Here is an 18,139-nt window from a genome sequence, read left to right as displayed (position 1 = left end):
CGTTCGGTGAGGACTGACGCATCCGACACTCGGTATCGAAACTCCCATGAGACGTGCGCACGCGCCCGCGCGGGGAAAGTTACGACGTAGTGCGTCAAATGTGTCAGTCGGATGCGTCGGCATGGCTGTCAGTCGTCGGCGTATGGGGTGTAAGCGGGCATGGGCGGGTTCTTGAGGCCAATGCCACGGAAGCCGCGAACGCCCGCCGTGTTGCGCCACTTCTCGACGCCACGGGTGATGAGCAGGTCGGAAAACCGGCGCTGCGAGCCGATGAACTCGCCTGCGGAGTCGGCCCACTGCTTCCAGTCGTTGAACAGTTCGGCGGTCAGCGATTTCGCGTTGGCGTCGCGCACGCAGCGTTCGTCGAGCCAGCGGCCCAGCGCGTCCTCGGCCTCGAAATACTCCTCGGTCGCTTCGAGCACCTGCTGCGGCGGATCGAGCCGACCCAGACGCTGCCAGTCGAGACAGCCCTGGACCGCCCACGCCAAGACGCCGTCCCGCTCGGCCAAGAGTTTCTGCTGGAGATGCTTGTCGCGGCGTTCGGGCGGCACGGTGATCGTGAACGGGATCAGGTGCAGACGCCGCTTCATCGCTTCGTCGATGTTGCGGATGGCGGGCTTGTGGTTGCCCGCGACGAACAGCTTGAACTGCGGGAAGAACTCGAAGAAGTCCTGCCGCATGAAGCGCGCGGAGATCTTGTCGCCGCCCGTGAGGTTCTTGATCTTCGACTCGGCCCAACGCCGCCCTTGCTCGGTTTCGATGGCGGCGACGAACCGTGCGCCGCGCAGACCCGCCATGTCGGTCGGATGCCGGTCGGTGCGCGTCTCCATGAACGTGTCCATCGGCGCGTTGGCCGCGTAGTCGCCCAAGATCGTGGCCAGCGTGTTGACGAACACCGACTTGCCGTTCGCGCCCGTGCCGTAGAGGAAGAACAGCGCGTGCTCCTGCGTCGAGCCGGTGAGCGCGTAGCCGGTCATGCGTTGCAGGTAGGCTTGTAGCTCGGCATCGCCGCCCGTGACCTCGGCGAGGAACTGCCGCCAGATCGGGCAGTCGCCACCGGGCGTGGCCGTGGTGATCTTGGTCATCCGGTCGGCACGGTCGTGCGTGCGCTGCCTGCCGGTCTTGAGATCGACCACACCGCCGGGCGTGTTGAGCAGCCACGGATCGGCGTCCCATTCGGCGGTGGTGGCCGCGTGCCTGCGATCCGCGCGCGCCAGCCGTTCGACGCCGCCGACCGTGCCGGAGGTGGCGAGCTTGGCGGCGATCTTCGGGTTGTCGGCGTGGACGGCGGCGTGGCGGCAGACGCTGCGGATCAGGTCGGTCGCCGCCAGCGTGTCCTCGGTGCGCCAGCGGTGCCCGTCCCACACCAGCCAGCGTCCCCATGCCGCGACGTAGCGCCAGTCGCGGTGGTAGCGCCGGGTGAAGGCCAGCGCCAGCGCATCTTCGGTGCCCCACACCGATTCGTCGCTGCTGACGACCGGCGCGGCATCCTCGTCGATGTCGTGCATCTGGAGGCGCGGGCCGTGGGTGAGGAAGGCCGCGACGTCGAAGCCTTCGGCCACGGCGTCCGCCGCGTCCCAGCCTTCCGCCGCTTCTTCGGGCGGGTACAGAATGTGGCAGGTCTTCGCGCCCGCCGACAGGATGGCCTGCGCCGCCTGCGTCGCGTACTCCCAGCCCGGCTTGTCGCGGTCGGGCCAGACCAGCACGGCCTTGCCCGCCAGCGGCGACCAGTCGGTTTTCTCGACCGGGGCGTTCGCGCCGTGCATCGCGGTCGTGGCGGCGATGCCTGCGTCGATCAGCGCTTGCGCGCATTTCTCGCCTTCGACCAGCACCACCAGCGCGGCGCTGGCCATGCCCGGCTGGTTGTAGAGCGGCCGCGGATCGGGCGGAGCCATCTTGCGGCGGCGCGCGTCCCACGGGCGGAACTCCTTCTTCCTGCCGGGCGGGTCGTAGCGGTAGACGACCGCGATCAGCTTGCCGGAGGCGTCGAGGTAGTCCCACTTCGCGGTGGCCGGGCCGAGGTCGTCGACGGGCGCTTCCTTCTTCGATTTGCGCGCCAGCGCCATCGGAGCACGTCCGAGCAGTTCGGTCGCCGCGTCGAGCGTGCGCGGGAAGCCGGCGTGGGCATCGATGCCGTGGTGGGCGGCGATCAGCGCGAAGATGTCGCCGCCGTCGCCCGTGGCGCGATCCGTCCACAGGCCCGCCTTGTCGCCATCGAGCACGATCTCCAGACTGTCGCCCGGACTGCCGAGTACGTCGCCGGTGAGGAACTTGCCGCCGCGCTTTCGGCCTGCCGGAAACAGTGCGGCCAGCATCGATTCCAGCCGCGCCAGCAGTTCGGCGCGGATCGCTTCGCGTTCGGCGCCGAGGTCACGAGGAACAGGGGTGTGCGTGTCGTTGAAATCAAGCATCCACAGCCTCCTCGTCGGAGGGCTGCTGCGCGACGATCCACGCTTCCAGTTCGTTGGGCTTGAAGCGAACGAGCTTGCCGACGCGGTAGTGCGGAATGCGGCGCTGCTGGCGTTCCTTGGCTTGCGAGAGCCAGTAGGTCGGCAGATTGAACATCAGCGCCGCTTGGCGCGCGTCGATGAATTGCTCGCCGAGCACCTGATTCAAAGGGGTGTGGTTCATGTCGGACTCCAGCAGCGGTCTTGCCACGCGCACATGCGGCACTCGAAATGGGTGAGGTCGTTGAAGTTGCGCGGCAGCAGCTCACCGGCTTCGGTTGCGGAGATGACCTTGACCGCGCGGTCGGTCATGCGCTGTGCCAGCGACGGATCGAAGTCCACCAGCTCGACGTAGACGTCCATCGTGTCGGCGTTGATCGCGGTGAACAGCGCCGGGTGCTCGTGCAGTTGCAGGTGCGCCTGATACAGCGCGACCTGCGCCGCATACACCGGTTTGGCGACCGCGAGGCCTTTGGCTTCGAGCTCGCGCCACGCCTTCGCGCCGAGGCATTTGTTCTCCCACAGCGCGGGATAGCGGAAGCCCTCCGGCCCGTCGACGAGTACGCCATCGACGTGACCGCGCAGCCGACCGTGCGCGTCGGAGAAACCGAACTGGCCGCCGTCGGGTCTCTGCGTGCGCAGGTCGAAACCCGCGCCGCGCAGCCACGCCACCATGCAGTCCTCCATGACGTGGCCGCGTTCGAAGATGCGCAGCATCCGCCCACCGGTGTCGCGCCCGTGATCCACGGGAGCCTTGGCGTATTCGAACTGCAAGGCGCGCTCGCACTCGATGCCCAGACGCGATGCACCGAGATAGTCGCGTGCGGGTTGTTGCTCGCGCATGCGCTGCATCCCGATGTCGATCAGTGCCGTGATCTGGCCGGAGACGCTGGCCGAGGAATTGAAGTCCATCATGGCTTCTTCCCCTTTGGCTCGTCCCAGAACTCCTTGTCCTCCAGATCGGAGAAGCCGAACGGATCGGGCGTCGGCTCCATGCCGCGCACAGGCGGGTACTTGGTCACCTCGTGGTGCTCGACCATCGCCTCCGTGTAGCAGGTGACGATGGCGTCGATGACGCGCAGCGCCTCGGCTTCGGCGTAGTCGCCCAGCGGTTTGCCGAAACCAATCTCGCCCGCTGCCTCGCCGAAGGCCTTCAGGCATTTGCGCATCGCGCCCAGCTCGACATCAGACGGATCGATCATGGCGACCTCCGTCTTGGGCGTGCGCCCTTCCTGCACGCGCGTCCAGTTGCCATAGAGCGCGTGAAAGGCGTCCTGACAGCGGCGTGAGCAGAACACCCAGTCCATCACGTAGCGGCGCGGATCGGCGGTCTGGAACCGGCCATCCGTGTGGCCGTAGCCGCGCGCCTGTCGTTTGCAGACCCAGCATTTCATTCGCCTCCCTCACTGCGCCCACGCGGGCTTGCCGGTCACCGGCGCGCGCTGCGCTGCGGCGGGCGTGGCGGTGGCGTAGGACGAAGGCGCGGCCTGTGCCGGAGCGCCGGAGTTACCGCCGCCGGTCTTGGTCTTGGGCGGCACGCCCATGAACTTGGCGTAGTCGGGGTGGTCGGGTTCGACCGCCAGCTTCACGACGTTGCGATCACCACCCTTGGCATCCTTCTCGACGTCCACGCGTGCGAGGAACTCGATGCCGTCCAGTTCATGGAAGCCCTGAATGCGGCGTGCGGCAGAGGCTTGCGGGCTGTTGTCCTGCGGGTGGACGTTGCGGGCACTGTTGAGCGCAGCGCGGATAAACGTGCGCCCCATCTGGCCCCAGGTTGCCCCCTTTGGTGAGTACAGGCCGATGTTCGACCACATCTTGCGTTTGGCGTGGTTGCCTGCAGTCACCACGAATTCGGCGGCGAGATAGACCGACCCGGTGTCAAAGGACTGGGTGGCGTAGCCGCCCGTCCAGTTCTGCGACGGGTCATCGTGACCACCGGGTTTGATGGTCATGCGCACCGGGACGATGGTGCCCTTGGGGATGAGGTCGAAGCCTTGCTGCTGCTCGGCGTCGTTGAAGTCGTTCCAGTTCTGCGTGGTCATGGCGATTACTCCTGAGATTCGTGGGATTTGGGAATGGCGGTGCTGGCGGGCACGGGCGTGCCTGCGCACTTGGCGATCAGCGCGTTCAAGTCCGGCGGTTCGAGCAGGTCGAGGCGACCGCTGCGGTCTTTGGCCGGGAAGCCGTAGGGATTGAGGGTGTGGGTGACGAAGGCGCGGAAGCTGCTGTCGCTGCCATCCGGGTTCTGGGCCTTGATCTCGGCCAGCGTCACGACCTCATCGACGATGCCAGGCAGTTCGAGGCTGGTCTTGCTGCCTTCGATCTGCGGCACGAACACCTTGCGGTTGTAGTCATCGAGCCGTTCATCGAGGATGGCCACGAACACCACGTTCTTGCCTCGTGCGTGCTGGAGGTGGGTCAAGGCGCTGACCATCTCCTGGCCAAGCTGCCCGTAGGCACCGCGCATGTCCGGTTTGCCGGTACGGTCGCTGACCGCGCCCGGCTGGGTCTTGCACCACGCAAAGCACTGGCGGGACAGCTGCGTGATCGAGTCGAGGAAAAATGTCTGGTAGCGGTCGAGCTGAGTCGGATCGCCAAACTTCTCGATGACGTGGTCGTAGTGCGCCTGGGAGAAAGCGCTCTCCGGCGGCAGCGACTTGTCCGGGCCCGCAAGGAACACGAAGAAGTCGCGGCTCTCCGGCCACGATGCCGGACGGATGGTGTCGCCCGGCCAGTCGGCCACGGCAAGATCGCCCGCCTCGATGTCGAGGAACAGCGTGGTGGCCGGGTCGAGGTCTTTGAGCCGGGTGGTCTTGCCGATGCCGGACTTGCCCAACATCAGCAGCTTCACGCCTTTGCGTTCGGCCATGCGCTGCTGCGCGGAGATGATGGGGAGGCTCATCACGCGGCCTCCTTCAACTGCTCGGCGACGGCAGGGTTCCAGAGGATCTGATAGCCGCTATGGCCGTTGCGCGAGTACGGCATGGCCTCGGCCCAGGCTTCACCGGCCTCGGTCAGTTCCCATTCGTCGCGGTCGTTTCGGAACTGGAAGCCGTGCGATGCCAGCGACTGGTTGGTGGCCTTGGCCGAGCGGTTCAGCAGCTTGCCAAGCTGGGTGGCGTTCAGGGCGCAGATCGGCTCGTTGGCCGACGGCAGCGCGCGGCGCAGCACCTCGGTGGTGATGCCGGTGTTCTCCTGAATGCAGGTCAGCGTCGCTGCCGCCGCGATGCCCGGCTTCACGCCCGGCACCTTCGCCACGGCCTCGCCGATCAGCAGGATCGCGGACACGCGGTCGTGGGTCGGCGCGGGCAAGGCCGCCAGCGCGCCGGGGACGGCGTAGCTGCCGGTCTTGCGGATCGCTGGCAGCACCTCGCCGGTCACCCAACGCTTGAAGCGTTTCGCGGCGTCCTTCGTGCTGCCGAGGATCAGGGCGTAGAGGCCGGATTCGTTGACGTGGTTCTGGCGCTGGCGACCACCTGTCGTAAGGGTCTCCAATTTCTGGAGATCCTCTGCATCGACATGGGACTTGACCGCCTGAGACGGGTTGCCCATCTCCAGCGCGTCGCAGACGTCGCTGGCGTTGAACCACGGCAGGCCCGCATCATCGACCTGCACGCGCACGGCGTGCGCCTCGAACTGGAAGGGAATGATCGCGCTCATGATCAGCCCTCCCAAGCGACGTCGGCGATGCGGTCGGCACCGCGTGCGGCACGCTTGCGTGCTTCGGCGTGGAGGTCTTCCAGCGCGTTGCGGCGACGACTCAGAGTCAAGGCTTCTGCGTTGGCGGTCTGGATGGCAAAGGCCAGTTCGTCCACCGTGGCCACTTCGAGCGCGACGGCGATCAAGTTGCCGTCGGCGTTGCGGTAGTGGATCTCCCTCGGCAGGGAATCGCCGTAGATGGACGGCAGCTGCTCGCGCAGCAAAGCGATGAGGCTGGTGCTCATGATCAGTGTTCCGAATCGAGAGAGAGGGTGAAAGACGGCTTGCCCGGCTCGACCGTTCGAGCGGCGGCGAACTCCTGCTGGAGCGACGGCGGCCAGTTGGTGAAGCGCGATTCGGAAACCGCCAGCTTCACGTCGAGGAAGTGCTCGACCTTCTCGCCGGAGGCCACGATGTGGGCGGCGATGACGCCCAGCTTCTTCTGATCCCAACTGACCTTCTTGGGCAACTCGAACTTGATGTGCAGCGCGCCGTCGTCGATGTGCGCGGTGCCGAAGTCGCGGCCGGAATCGCGCAGTGCCGTGCGGGCCTGTTCGCCGTAGGCAGCATCGAGCGCCGCATCGAACTTGGTACGCGCCTTTTTGAGCCAGTCGAGGGCTTCGTCGAGGTTCTTGTCGATCTCGGCCTTCTGCGCGGCGGGCAGTGCGGCCAACTGGCTGACGGACATCGCGGCGATGTCGGCGGGAAAGAGGGTGATGTCGTTCATGGCATCGCTCCTCAAACCGCGGCGCGTTCGGACGTCGAGTCGTGGAGCGCGTCGCGCTCGAACTCGATGACGGCGTCCACGGGATAGCCGACGCGCTTGGACAGCTTCAGGTAGCGCGGGCCACGACCTTCGCTGCGCCAGCGTTGCAGCGTCTTGGGGCTGACGCCCCATCGCTGGGCCAGTTCGTTTTCGTTCAGCACCCGGCGGTCGCCGGGTGAAAGGCTGTTGATCGCCTGAGAATTCGCCGTTGAGGGCGACCGGGGGATACTGCTTGCTGATGTCTGCATGGAACGCTCCTGTTGCGTTGTTGAGGAACAGGTGTCATTCCAAATTTCGGGTGGCGAACCTTGAAGGGACGCAATGGCGAACCACGCGGAAACTTCGGGTTCGCCAATCCGCCCGCGCCAACGAAAACGGCGAGCACATGGCTCGCCGTCGTCAGCGGAAATCGGGGACGGGGTTCAGGCGTCGGTGAAGCCCAGCAGCCGACGCTGCTCGCCCCAATCTCGAGGCAGCAGGTCTTGGCGGCCGCGCAGCGTGTGCAGGTTCAGATGCCGGGGTTGGCGGCCCTCGAAGATCGCCTCGACGATGTCCGGGGCCAGCATGGTCATGCGCAGTACCTCGGCCGCCCAGCCTGTCTCCACTTTCAGCGCGCGCGCCAGATCTGCGGTCGTCGGATAGACGCCTTCGTCGATCAGCCGCTTCCAGTAGAAGGCCTTGCCGAGCGTCTTGATCATCGGCGCGTCGAAGCCGCCTGCCGCGCCAGTGGCGTCGGGGGCGGGCGGGATCAGCAGTTTGCGGTTCTGGCGGTGCTTGATCGTCAACGGTACCAGCGTGACCCGCTGACCGCCGCTGACGTAGCTGCGGGCATCGGTACTGACCTCGATGTGGACGGTGCGCTTGCGCGGGTTCGCCGTGGTGTTCATGCCAGCGCCTCTTCGGCCTGCGCGCGGGCTTCTTCGACAAGCGGGTGCGCGCCGATGTCGGCCCCGAACCCGATCCAGCCGTCCTCGCGCCAGACGATGTCCAGCCCCTGCGCGTGTAGTTGCACCCGTTCGATCAGCAGCCGCGTGATGCGTTGCTGCTCGGCGGGGAACAACTGCGCCCACACGTCGCCGATGCGCTGCATGGCCACGACCACCTGCGCCTCGTCGAGCTTGCTACCTGCAGGATGCTGCTGGCAGGATCGCCACACCGCGATCAGCATCTGCGGCGCGGAGAGCGCCGCGTGGATTTGCGCCAGCACCGCGTTCTCGATTTCGGCGGCGGGCAGATGGCCGACGTCCGGCCGATCCGGAGTATGGGGCGACAGGCTCGCACCCGCGTTGCGTCGCTTGTGCAGGTAGGGAACGTAGTACCGGTACTGCCGCCCGTTCTTCTTCTTGACGAAGGAGTGCAGCATGCGCTGGCCATCGGGCGCGAACAGCAGGCCCGCCAGCAGCGCCGGATGCTTGGCGGCGTGTTCGCGCGGAGCCTGCTTGCGCCGTTCGATGAAGGCGTGCGCCGCATCCCACAGCGCCGGGGTGGCGATGGCTTCGTGTTGGCCCTCGTACCACTGGCCGTTGTTGGAGATTTCGCCGAGGTAGATGCGGTTGCGCAGCATCGTGAACAGGTACTGCTGGTCGATGGTGCGCCCCGGTCGCTGCCGTCCGGTTTGCGTCACCCACGCCTTGGTGGTGTGGCCTTCGATGTCCAGTTCACGCACCAGTCGCGCCGCCGAGCCATGCTCGCCGTAGCGCCGGAAGATGTCGCGCACCAGCGCCGCCTCGCGTTCGTTGACGATGAGCTTGCGCTCGACGACGTCGTAGCCCAAGGGCGGAACGCCGCCCATCCACATGCCCTTGGCCTTGCTCGCCGCGATCTTGTCGCGGATGCGCTCGCCCGTGACTTCGCGCTCGAACTGCGCGAAGGACAGCAGGATGTTCAGCGTCAGCCGCCCCATTGAGGTCGTGGTGTTGAACTGCTGCGTGACCGAGACGAAGGACACGCCGTTGCGGTCGAACACCTCGACCAGCTTGGCGAAGTCCGGCAGGCTGCGCGTCAGGCGGTCGATCTTGTAGACGACCACGGTGTCGATCTTCCCGGCCTCGATGTCGGCCATCAGGCGGCGCAGCGCCGGGCGCTCCATGTTGCCGCCGGAGTAGCCACCGTCGTCGTAGCCGTCGCCGACGGCGATCCAGCCCTCGTGCCGCTGGCTGGCGATGAAGGCGAGGCCCGCGTCGCGCTGGGCTTCGAGGCTGTTGTATTCCTGATCCAGCCCTTCGTCGGTGGATTTGCGGGTGTAGACGGCGCAACGCTTCTTCGGCGTGACCGTCGGCAGGGAATGAGCGCGCGGGGAACTCATGCCGTCACCTTCTTCGTGGCGGGCGTCTTCAGGCCGAAGAACACCGGGCCAGACCAGTGGCTGCCGGTGATGTGGCCCGCAATCGCGGACAGGCTCTTGAAGCGTTGCCCCTGATACTCGAAGTCGCCCGTGCCGCGCACCAGCACGCGATGCTCGACGTCGTCGTAGATGCGCGTGAGGATGGTGCCGGGCAGCAGGCGCTGGCTGTCGCCGCGCAACTGCTTCGGCAGGATGCCGGTTTCGCCGACCTCTTCGAGCTTCTTGCGCAGAGAGGGTTTCAGGCCGCCGAAGGCGTGCTCCTGAATCTTGTAGGCCAGTCGGCTCTCCAGCCAGCCGCGATGGTGGTGGCCGGGCCGTTCATCGAAATGCTCGTCCCACAGTGCCCAGAGATCGCCCATCGACAGATGGGGGATTCCGGCGACCTGGGCGGCGACCGTGGTGGCGGGTGGTGGTGCGTGTGCCGTCATGGGCGAACTCCGTAGTGGTGATCGGGGTTCGCATTCACGCGCTGTTGGCCGGAGAAGCCAAGGCGAACGCGCTCGCTGTTTTCGAGGGTGTGGCTGGCGGGACGCGCGCGCAGGCGCAGCAGTGCTGCGGCCAGCAGGTCGGCAACTTCCTGCTGCGGGTGCCGAGGCCGGTCAGACGGCGGGGAAATAGAGAAGGGTTCGCGTTCGGACATGGCAGGCGTTTCGATGGAAAACGCTGCTCATGCTATGAACCGAAGGCACTTCGCGTAACGCGATTTGGCGGGAATACGCGGGGCTGGCTATGTCTGCTTGGCTCGATACCAAGCCGCACGCTGGCCGCCCACATCACGATATCGAAGCTCGAACAGGCGAGATTCGTGCACGACCTGCCGCCAACTGCTGCAGCCGTATTTGGCTGGCAGGTGTTCAGGGAGCCGATCTACGATCCAGCGTCCCGCCGAGGCAACCGGCGTCCAGCCCTCGACGGCCAATTCGGCGGCGGCCTCCCGCAGCGCGCGCACGATCCCTGCAGCAGGCCAATCCACCGAACCATCCGGTGCGATGCCGTGGATGACCAGATCATGAAAGGTATCGGACTGGGCGAATTCTGCAGCCAACCGTCGAGCTTGATCCATGTGTTCAGCCCAGCCCCGCAGTTGCTCGAAGTGCTGATCGATGCGGACATAGGCGGCCGTCAGGGTGTCATGCGCGCCACGGCATCCGTCCAGGCTCCAAAGGTCGTGCTGGTCGATGAAATGATGTACCAGGTTGTTCCGTAGCAGCACCAGTTCCTTCAACTCGTTCTGCGTCCTGTCGTAATCCTCAACCGACATGCGCAGATTCATCTTTACCTTGAACGAGATGATGTCGTCGCGTGCATCGGACTCGGAAGCAGCTTCCACCTCGTCGGTGGTGACATACGAACCGAGGAGTGTGCCGACCAAGGTGCCCAGCGTTTTGCTGGCGGCATCCGCGATGCGCTGCTCCTGATCCGACGCCAGCGGTGATCCAGCAGCCGAGATTTCGTGGTGGGCCACGATGGCCTTCATCAACTTTTCGTACTGCTGCAGACGCAGCAAGCAGCGGCCCAGCAATCGCTGAACCTCACGTTGCTGCATCGTCAGCGCATCATCGGCGGGCAATGTCGTCATGGATGAATCGGCAGCGATTGCCGATCAGACGTCGATGGGCGACGTCTTCCAGACATCCTGCGCCAAAGTGATCAGCAGTCCGTGGCGCTTCTCGATGGATGCAGCATTCCACGCAGGAAATGCAGCCAGCTTGGCGTTGATCCGGGAAACGGATGTGTTCTGTCCGACGTCGGTCAGCGCCTCCAGACTGCGGGTCAGGTAGTTGCCGCTCTTGCCATACTCGACCTGCTTGGCCGTGTAGAAGTCGTTGCCCGCGACGATGTTGATCGGCTTTTCCAGCAAGGTCAGATTGCCGAGGCGATTCTTGTAGTCGTCGTAGACGGCATTCGGGTTCTCTGCCGCCCACGTGGCGCGCAGTTCCGCCTTCGGGTTGTCGGGCAGGATGTGCTCGATTTCCAGTTTGGTGAAGGGCTCCAGACTGCCCGGGGTCTTCAGGCCGCTGAACGCCATCTCGACGTGCTGCGTCAGCCGCGCCAGCAGGTAGCGCGTGCGGTACTGCTGCATCGAGTACAGCGTGAAACGCTTGAGGGCGTCGGCCAGCTCCTGCGACTTGCCAGCCATGTTCTTCTCGAAGCGGTCGGCGACGAAGGCGTTGAGCTGCACCTTCTGCTTCACCGGATCGCTGGCGTCAGCAATCGCGCGCAGCTCGTCGGCCCATTGAGAGAAGCTGCGTTCTAGATCCTTGGTCGGCGTTTTGGTGAAGATGTAATAGAAGAGGAAGCTCTCCAGCTGCGCCACGAAGTGATCGAACAGCGGCTTGGGGAAATTCGCCGCCGCCAGCAACAGGACGTAGTGCAAACTGAACGCACCACCGGCCAGCCGTTTGAGGCTGTCCATCGCCAGGCTCGGTTTGCCATCGTTGCCCATTCCATTGGCGAAGGCGAGGTAGTGCTCGACGTTGCGGATGACCTTGCGGACGAACTCGAAGGGCTTGCCCGCGTAATCGCACAGCGCAGCGTTGTCCTTGGCGATGAACCAGTCGTAGATCTCGTCTTCGCGCACCACCGCATCGCCGCGCTCGTTCTTGATGACGTAGTTGGCCATCAGGAAGTAGCGCAGGAAACGCAGCGGCTTTTCCTTCTCCTTCTCCAGCGGCTTGGTGATCTTCTTCCACTCATCTTTGAGCTGGGTGAACTGCGCTTGCTTGACCTGCGTGAACAGCAGGTTCTTGAGCAAGTCCATCGGGTTCAGGCCCACGCCGCGCTCGTTGATGGTCTCGAAAATCTTCAGCGCGCTGCTGACGTCGGTGGAGATCTGAATGAACACCACGTTGTTGGCCAAGTAACCCCAATACTTCTTCAGCTTGGGCGTGTCGTCGTAGTTGTCCTTCAGGTAGCGATACAGCGTGCCGTAGGCACTGACCAGGTTCTCCAGCGAGCCGAAGCTGGCAATTCCTGCCGCCTGAATGCCTGCGCGCACGGCCATAGGATCGGCGTCGAGATCCACCAGCTTGGCCATCACTTCGCCCGCACTTTCGTAACGCGGCTCCAGTTTCAGGTTGGTGCGCACCTCGCCGTCGCTGTCAACATAGCTGGTCGAGATCAGCCCGGAAATCATTTGCCGCTGCGGCTCGCCCTGGAACAGATGCTTCAGCGCGCACAGCAGCAGGAAGAAGGTGGTCAGACGCTGCTGGCCGTCGATCACCTCGTAATGGTTCTTCTGCTCGGTGGGCGACACCAGCACGGTGCCGATGAAGTATTCCCGCGTCGTGCCCGCATCAATCTGCTCGCCGATGTCCTCCAGCAGCTGATGCACTTCCTTGTCGGTCCAGACGTACTCGCGCTGGTAGTCCGGGACGATGTAGAAGCACTCCCGGAAGGCTTCCTCGATGCTGTATTTGTGGTTTTCTATGCGGGCCATGTTCTTTTTCCTGGGTCGTTCAAATCTATCGCCGATCCGGCAACTGCCCGTTCGTCACGAACTGATCGAAGCTGTCGAAGCTCTCCTCGTCCTGCCACGACCGATCCCACGAGCGCGGCTCGGCGCTTTCGAGCAGGAGCAGCGTGAGGACGCGATCACGCGCACCGAAGGTGTGTTTGAACTCGCGCAGCTTCATGTGCTGCGCTTCTTCTGGACACCAGATCGCGGCGGACATCTCCGTGCCGTCCCATTCCTGCGTGATGCTGGCATCGGCAGCCAGAGTGCCCAATGGCGGTTCCGCCGGATCGCCGTTGCGCCGAATGCGCGCCCGCGTTCTCCTCGCGCTGCCGCTGCGCCACTCGTACTTCACATAACCGTTGTCCCAATAGACGAGGATGGCGCGTTCCGTCGTGAACTTGATGTAGCGGATGCACAGCGCCTCCAGCGAGACCTGAAAACGCTTGGCGATGTCGCCGAGGACGTGGAAGTCGATGCGCTGGCTGGAAATCCACGCGCGCAGCAGATCGCCGGGCATCAGCAGGTTGCTGGCGAAGTCATCCGCCTCCCGTTCGATGTCGCGGAGCGTGTCGATGCCGGTGTGGACACTCTGCTTGTCGCAGTTGAAGCTCTGCTGCCGACTGCGATGCAGGATGAAGTGGCCCAGCTCGTGGGCGATGGTGAAGCGTTGACGTTCGGGACGCGATTTGCCGTTGTAGGCGATACCCCACACCTCGTGGTCATTGGGGTCGCGCGCCAGCATGCCTTCGAAGGCATCGTCGTTGAACTGCACCGGCGGCCTGATCTCACGAACGCCGGTGCCGTAGGGAGTGGTCGGCAGCATCTGCCGGACGACTTCGAGATCGATGGCGTCGGGCATGCCCGTGCTGTACCACGCACGCAACCATTTCTGGACGGTGTTGGCGGCGATGGAACCAGTGAGGGGCTGCGCTGCGCTCAATCGTCAGTCCCCGTCTTTTTCCTTGCGGGAGAACATCATCTTGAGGACGTCTTGATAGTTCTTTTTCTCTTCCTCCGTCATCCCGGCGTACTCGCGGAAGAACGCCACGTCCTCGGGGCTGGCGTCGGGTGCCTGCTCCATGGGTGTGCCCATCACGTCTTCCATCGTCACGCCCAGCACCTTGGCGATGGCCTGAATCCGTTCTGCGGACGGACGCTGCCCGTCCTTCATTTCCAGTTCCCAGATGTAGGCCTTGGTGCAGCCGACCGCGTCGGCGACCTGTTGCAGGGTCAGTTTCTTCGCCTCGCGCAAGCGCCGCAGGCGTGCTCCGAATGCCGAAGCCATCAATTTGCTCCCGTCAGGGGTAAATGTCGATCAAGCCCGCAAGTATAGCCACAAGATACCACGGAGTGCCACAAGTGCCCCATTGATTGACAAGCGGAAATGCGAGGGGCAGAATCGCCCTTGTATCTCGCAGCTTTACTTCTACGGGGTGCGAGTTCAGAAGCCCTGTCGCTGGCCCGTGCAGCCCGATCCCCGGTCGCAGACCTCCGACGCCGATCCAGAAAGGACGAACAAGATGAAGAAAACCTTTGTCGACGTGATGCTCGAGCTGCCGGTGGATGCCACGCTGCGCGACTTCCTGACCTCACATGGCCTGCCCGTGCCGGGCGGGTTCGCGTGGGACGACACGCCGGAGACCAGCCAGTTCTTGGTGGAGGCAGTCAAGGTCTGGCCGGACACCGCCGCCCGCGACCAGATGACCGCCAACCTCATGGCCAGCGTCCAGTTGGGCGATCCGGCGGGCAAGCAGGCGATGTTCGAGGCGGTGGTCTCGGATGCTGCCGCGCTGGCGGGCCTGACGCTGTGCCGCAGTGACGTCCACCGCTCGTTCTGGCTCTACGTCACCCACCCGACGCTGTTCGAGCGCGCCTACGACTTCAGCTTCTGGGAACATCACGGGCCGCAGACCCAGCAATACGATTTGGGGCTGAAGCGCCAGCCGAACGGCTCCGACCACAACCTGACTGGTCTGCGCAACGCGATCTCGGCCTTCTACAAGCGCGAGATGCAGTGCGGCGACAGCAGCGTGGCACATCTGGTCGAGCGCAGCCCCGGCGTGTTCCTGCTAACCGTCCACGTCAAGGACATGGCCATGCTGCGGCTGGAGTTCGAGGGTTCGACCCTCAAGCGCCGCGTCGGCAATCCCAACATCCACATGGTGCTGGAGTACGCCAAGACCACCGGCGTCGTGCGCACGCTGGTGCGCGGCGGCCAGAAGTACCAACAGATGCTGGTCGAAGCCTTCGCCGAGCATGTGCTCGGCGTCAAGGCGAGCGCGAGCCGGATCAAGTCGCCGACGCTGGACTTGTCGATGCTGCGCACCGGCTTCGACGTGCCGGAAGCGTTCGAGGACGGGTTCTCGATGGTGCAGTTGAAGGCGTTGACCTTCCTCAGCCCGGACGGTGCACTGAAACTCGAATGCACCGCGATGCAGTCCAGCCAGCAACGCTCTGTGCATGAGCTGCTGAAGGAAAAGTTGAACGGCCCGCTGGAAGGCAACTGGACGGTGACGGCGGCTCAGGTCAATCTCTACTACCCGCCGGAGCCGGGCCGCACGCGCGCGAAGGTCGTCACCATCGAGGTGACCAGCAAGGGGCGGCTGAACCTGCACAAGTTCGACGCCAAGATGCAGGCCCAGTTGGAAGGCTATCTGGTCGCGGTGGGCATCTTGCAGAAGGGCCAGACCCTGAGCGCCCACGAAATGCCGCCGGAAGCGGACGCGGTTAGTTCGACGCCGGTGATCGAGGACTGATCCGATGGCGGCGCACGACGCTTGGGCTTTGATCTGCCGCCTGTTTGCGGGCGGCACGCCCGTGCTGCGCGCCACGCTGTCGCCGCGCGAGGCATCGGCGCTGTCCGTTCTCGGCAAGGCGGTCAAGCCGACGGTGGTGGATCAGTCCTTCGTGCTCTGCCCGCACTGCCAGCAGCACCGGGCGCAGGTTTGGGGCAATGGCCGTGGCGGACGCATGTGCCGCTGCCCGGACTGTGGGCCAGTGGCCGTCGAAGCATACGACGGCACGGCGTTGGCCCTGGATGAGGATTGGCTGCGCCAGAAGATGCGCCTCGCGCTCGGCATCGAAAGCCGCGACGGCATCGATGATCTGGGCGGCAGCGTGTGGCGGCTTGGCGAAGCACGACGGTCGCCCATCCTGTTGGCCCGCGACCTGTCGCGGGTGCTGCACGAACCCGTGTTGCTGGATCGGGTGCGTGTGGCAGGCGGTGACATCCGGGTGATCACACCGAGGCCGAGCACGACGCGCGGCTTGCCCTTCGGCGCAGGCGTCCAGTGGCTGGTGCTGGAGGAACGATTCACGTTCTACGGCGGCGGAATCACGTTCATCGCCACGTCGCCGTCCGCGACACCAGTGGTCGTCGATTCGGCCACGCCGGTGAACGGGCCGTTCTCGGCGGACTTCAGATGGGCGACGCTGCCAAACGACGGCAAGCAGGTTCGATTCACCGATGGTCAGGCCAAAGTGTTCGAGTCGTTGTGGTCGTTCAAGGGCGAAGCCGTGACGGCGGAACGGATCATGCAGCGCGCGGGCTTGGACAGCGCCAAGCCGAGCGACCTGTTCAAGATCAAGACGAAGGACAAGGGCAAGCCGGAGCCTGTTGCACAGCACGCGGCCTACGGTGCGCTCGTGGTCACGCAGCAACGCGCGGGGCTGTACGCGATGCCCTGCGCGGCGGCGTCCTCCCTGCACCAGATATCGGGAAAGGAGGAGACGCTGATGACATGAGTTCCATGCATGAAGCGCCTGGGCTCGCGCTGACTTCAAGAGCCTGTCCTTTTCAATTTTTGGAGCATTTGAAATGAGCGGAAAAAACCAATGGGTCGTTCCCATCAACGGCGGTGATCAGTGGGGCGTGCGCGGTGAAGGCAACGACCGCCTCACCTCTGTCCACGACACGCAGCAGCAGGCGATTGACCGCGCACGGGACATCGCCATCAACCAGCAGAGCGAGATGTTCATCCAAGGTCGTGACGGCCAGGTCCGTGAGCGCAACAGCTACGGTGACGATCCGTTCCCGCCCAAGGGGTGATGCTGGGGTTGGCCTCGCGGGTTTGCTTCTACTTTGCTCGTGCAAACCCGCGAGCCAACCGTTCTCGTCGGCGCATGCGCAAGTGGTTGACGAACAACACCGTCTGCGTGTGCCACGGCGAAGAAGTTGGCGCAGGTTTCGAGAGAAGATAGGGCGGAACAGGGGCGAACCGGGCGGGTCATGTCGCCCGTGCCCGGAACGGCTGGCACACGCAGAACGGCGTGGAAGCCCGCGTGGTGTGCGGAAGCCGCAAAAGAAAACGCCCAACCGAGAACGGTTGGGCGCTGAATAGTGGTGGAGACGAGGAGGATCGAACTCCCGACCTCCGCATTGCGAACGCGGCGCTCTCCCAGCTGAGCTACGTCCCCACGCAGAGCGGATTCTACTCAATGTTTCTCAGGCCATCCCGTTGCGGCTGGCCAGCTCCACGAACAGCGCGGAATGGTCGAGGTCGGACAGGCCATGGTCCGCCGCCTCGGCGAACAGGCGCTCGAACAGCGCGGTGATCGGCGCCTCGAAGCCGATCTCTTCGGCGGTGTTGAGCGCGTTGCGCATGTCCTTCAACTGCACCGTCATGGCGGCGCGCTTGGCGAAGTCGCGCTCGACCATGCGCTGGCCGTGCACCTGCAGGATGCGGCTGTCGGCAAAGCCACCCGAGATGGCCTGACGGACCTTGGCCATGTCGGCGCCGCCCTTCTCGCACAGCAGCAGCGCCTCGGCCACGGCGCCGATGGTGATGCCCACGATCATCTGGTTGGCCAGCTTGGCGAGTTGCCCCGATCCGTGCGGGCCCACGTGCGTCACACGGCCCAGCACCTCCAGCACAGCGCGGGCGCGCTCCACGTCCGCCGGTTTGCCGCCGGCCATGATGGCCAGCGTGCCGGCCTCGGCGCCCACGGTACCGCCCGACACCGGCGCGTCCAGGTGGTGCACGCCCAGGGCCGCCAGGCGGGCCGCGTGGTCGCGCGCCTGGCGCGGCTGGATCGAGGACATGTCGATCACCAGGGCGCCACGGCGCAAGGCTTCGGCGACGCCCTGGTGGAACAGCACGTCCTCCACCACCTGGCCGTTCTCCAGCATGGTGATCACGAGGTCGGCGCCGCGCACCGCGTCGGCGGCCGTGTCGGCCACGCGCGCGCCGAAGGGCGCGAGCCGATCGGCCTTGGTGCGTGAGCGGTTCCAGGCGCTGACCGCGCAGCCGGCTTCGCACAGGCGCTGGCCCATGGGGAAGCCCATCAGGCCGATGCCGAGCACGGCGACGGCGGAAGAGGACGTGGTGGTGTCGGTCACGGTGCGGATCCCTTCAGGGCGGGGCGCGGGGGCGGGTGTTCGGGCAAAAAAAATCGCGGCCCCCGGTTTTCACCAGGGACCGCGC

The 18,139-nt window shown here is 65.0% G+C and carries 22 protein-coding genes and 1 tRNA gene; 3 read left to right on the top strand and 20 right to left on the bottom strand.

The window, feature by feature from the left end; all coding sequences use genetic code 11:
* Nucleotides 1–128: 128 nt before the first annotated feature.
* The 18 genes from BN948_RS06990 to BN948_RS06910 all read right to left on the bottom strand — a co-directional run bounded on the left by BN948_RS06990 (nt 129) and on the right by BN948_RS06910 (nt 14,001).
* Entirely contained in the window at nt 129–2,411 is a 2,283-nt protein-coding gene (locus BN948_RS06990) for a phage/plasmid primase, P4 family (protein ID WP_009518748.1), read from the bottom strand.
* Complete coding sequence (locus BN948_RS06985) at nt 2,404–2,631, bottom strand: helix-turn-helix domain-containing protein (protein ID WP_009518749.1); 228 nt, start codon at nt 2,629–2,631, stop codon at nt 2,404–2,406. Before BN948_RS06985 ends, BN948_RS06990 begins: the two co-directional genes overlap by 8 nt.
* On the bottom strand, nt 2,628–3,362 hold the full coding sequence (locus BN948_RS06980; protein WP_009518750.1) for a PD-(D/E)XK nuclease family protein: 735 nt from the start codon (nt 3,360–3,362) through the stop codon (nt 2,628–2,630). Before BN948_RS06980 ends, BN948_RS06985 begins: the two co-directional genes overlap by 4 nt.
* Nucleotides 3,359–3,841, bottom strand: a complete 483-nt coding sequence (locus BN948_RS06975) for a DUF6511 domain-containing protein (RefSeq protein WP_009518751.1) — start codon at nt 3,839–3,841, stop codon at nt 3,359–3,361. Before BN948_RS06975 ends, BN948_RS06980 begins: the two co-directional genes overlap by 4 nt.
* A 9-nt stretch (nt 3,842–3,850) precedes the next feature.
* Nucleotides 3,851–4,492, bottom strand: a complete 642-nt coding sequence (locus BN948_RS06970; protein ID WP_009518752.1) for a hypothetical protein — start codon at nt 4,490–4,492, stop codon at nt 3,851–3,853.
* Between the two features lie 5 nt (nt 4,493–4,497).
* Entirely contained in the window at nt 4,498–5,352 is an 855-nt protein-coding gene (locus BN948_RS06965; protein WP_009518753.1) for an ATP-binding protein, read from the bottom strand.
* The gene (locus BN948_RS06960) at nt 5,352–6,110 is read right to left on the bottom strand and encodes a BRO-N domain-containing protein (protein ID WP_009518754.1); all 759 of its coding nucleotides are present in this window, start codon (nt 6,108–6,110) and stop codon (nt 5,352–5,354) included. The genes BN948_RS06965 and BN948_RS06960 overlap by 1 nt, the downstream gene beginning before the upstream one ends.
* 2 nt (nt 6,111–6,112) lie before the next feature.
* The gene (locus tag BN948_RS06955; RefSeq protein WP_009518755.1) at nt 6,113–6,394 is read right to left on the bottom strand and encodes a hypothetical protein; all 282 of its coding nucleotides are present in this window, start codon (nt 6,392–6,394) and stop codon (nt 6,113–6,115) included.
* A 2-nt stretch (nt 6,395–6,396) separates the two neighbouring features.
* Complete coding sequence (locus tag BN948_RS06950) at nt 6,397–6,876, bottom strand: hypothetical protein (protein WP_009518756.1); 480 nt, start codon at nt 6,874–6,876, stop codon at nt 6,397–6,399.
* A gap of 11 nt (nt 6,877–6,887) precedes the next feature.
* Nucleotides 6,888–7,163 carry a helix-turn-helix transcriptional regulator gene (locus BN948_RS06945; RefSeq protein ID WP_009518757.1) on the bottom strand — a complete coding sequence of 92 codons (276 nt, stop codon included), beginning with the start codon at nt 7,161–7,163 and terminating at the stop codon, nt 6,888–6,890.
* Between the two features lie 174 nt (nt 7,164–7,337).
* The gene (locus BN948_RS06940) at nt 7,338–7,802 is read right to left on the bottom strand and encodes a hypothetical protein (protein ID WP_009518758.1); all 465 of its coding nucleotides are present in this window, start codon (nt 7,800–7,802) and stop codon (nt 7,338–7,340) included.
* Nucleotides 7,799–9,220 carry a recombinase family protein gene (locus BN948_RS06935; protein ID WP_009518759.1) on the bottom strand — a complete coding sequence of 474 codons (1,422 nt, stop codon included), beginning with the start codon at nt 9,218–9,220 and terminating at the stop codon, nt 7,799–7,801. Before BN948_RS06935 ends, BN948_RS06940 begins: the two co-directional genes overlap by 4 nt.
* Entirely contained in the window at nt 9,217–9,687 is a 471-nt protein-coding gene (locus tag BN948_RS06930; protein WP_009518760.1) for a DUF2924 domain-containing protein, read from the bottom strand. The genes BN948_RS06935 and BN948_RS06930 overlap by 4 nt, the downstream gene beginning before the upstream one ends.
* On the bottom strand, nt 9,684–9,899 hold the full coding sequence (locus BN948_RS26060; protein ID WP_009518761.1) for a hypothetical protein: 216 nt from the start codon (nt 9,897–9,899) through the stop codon (nt 9,684–9,686). The genes BN948_RS06930 and BN948_RS26060 overlap by 4 nt, the downstream gene beginning before the upstream one ends.
* 87 nt (nt 9,900–9,986) lie before the next feature.
* Nucleotides 9,987–10,838, bottom strand: coding sequence for an OST-HTH/LOTUS domain-containing protein (locus BN948_RS06925; protein ID WP_009518762.1), 852 nt, complete (start codon nt 10,836–10,838; stop codon nt 9,987–9,989).
* A 24-nt stretch (nt 10,839–10,862) separates the two neighbouring features.
* Complete coding sequence (locus BN948_RS06920) at nt 10,863–12,698, bottom strand: DUF262 domain-containing protein (RefSeq protein WP_009518763.1); 1,836 nt, start codon at nt 12,696–12,698, stop codon at nt 10,863–10,865.
* A 25-nt stretch (nt 12,699–12,723) separates the two neighbouring features.
* A complete protein-coding gene (locus BN948_RS06915; RefSeq protein ID WP_009518764.1) occupies nt 12,724–13,575 on the bottom strand; it encodes an ImmA/IrrE family metallo-endopeptidase in 852 nt (283 codons plus the stop codon).
* Nucleotides 13,576–13,659: 84 nt separating this feature from the next.
* Complete coding sequence (locus tag BN948_RS06910) at nt 13,660–14,001, bottom strand: helix-turn-helix domain-containing protein (protein ID WP_009518765.1); 342 nt, start codon at nt 13,999–14,001, stop codon at nt 13,660–13,662.
* Nucleotides 14,002–14,236: 235 nt separating this feature from the next.
* Here BN948_RS06910 and BN948_RS06905 point away from each other — a divergent pair, with 235 nt between their 5' ends.
* From BN948_RS06905 to BN948_RS06895, 3 genes are all read left to right on the top strand, one after another.
* Nucleotides 14,237–15,472 (top strand): hypothetical protein, encoded by a 1,236-nt coding sequence (locus BN948_RS06905; RefSeq protein WP_009518766.1) that lies wholly within the window; start codon nt 14,237–14,239, stop codon nt 15,470–15,472.
* A gap of 4 nt (nt 15,473–15,476) precedes the next feature.
* Complete coding sequence (locus BN948_RS06900; protein ID WP_009518767.1) at nt 15,477–16,460, top strand: hypothetical protein; 984 nt, start codon at nt 15,477–15,479, stop codon at nt 16,458–16,460.
* Between the two features lie 73 nt (nt 16,461–16,533).
* The gene (locus BN948_RS06895; protein ID WP_009518768.1) at nt 16,534–16,764 is read left to right on the top strand and encodes a DUF2188 domain-containing protein; all 231 of its coding nucleotides are present in this window, start codon (nt 16,534–16,536) and stop codon (nt 16,762–16,764) included.
* A 292-nt stretch (nt 16,765–17,056) separates the two neighbouring features.
* Here the strand turns inward: BN948_RS06895 and BN948_RS06890 are convergent.
* Nucleotides 17,057–17,132 (bottom strand) — tRNA-Ala (locus BN948_RS06890).
* Between the two features lie 28 nt (nt 17,133–17,160).
* Nucleotides 17,161–18,054 (bottom strand): NAD(P)-dependent oxidoreductase, encoded by an 894-nt coding sequence (locus tag BN948_RS06885; RefSeq protein WP_009517185.1) that lies wholly within the window; start codon nt 18,052–18,054, stop codon nt 17,161–17,163.
* Between the last annotated feature and the right edge of the window lie 85 nt (nt 18,055–18,139).

The organism is Hydrogenophaga intermedia (genome assembly GCF_000723405.1).
Classification (GTDB): Bacteria; Pseudomonadota; Gammaproteobacteria; order Burkholderiales; family Burkholderiaceae_C; genus Hydrogenophaga; species Hydrogenophaga intermedia.
This window is presented reverse-complemented; position numbering and strand designations above follow the sequence as displayed.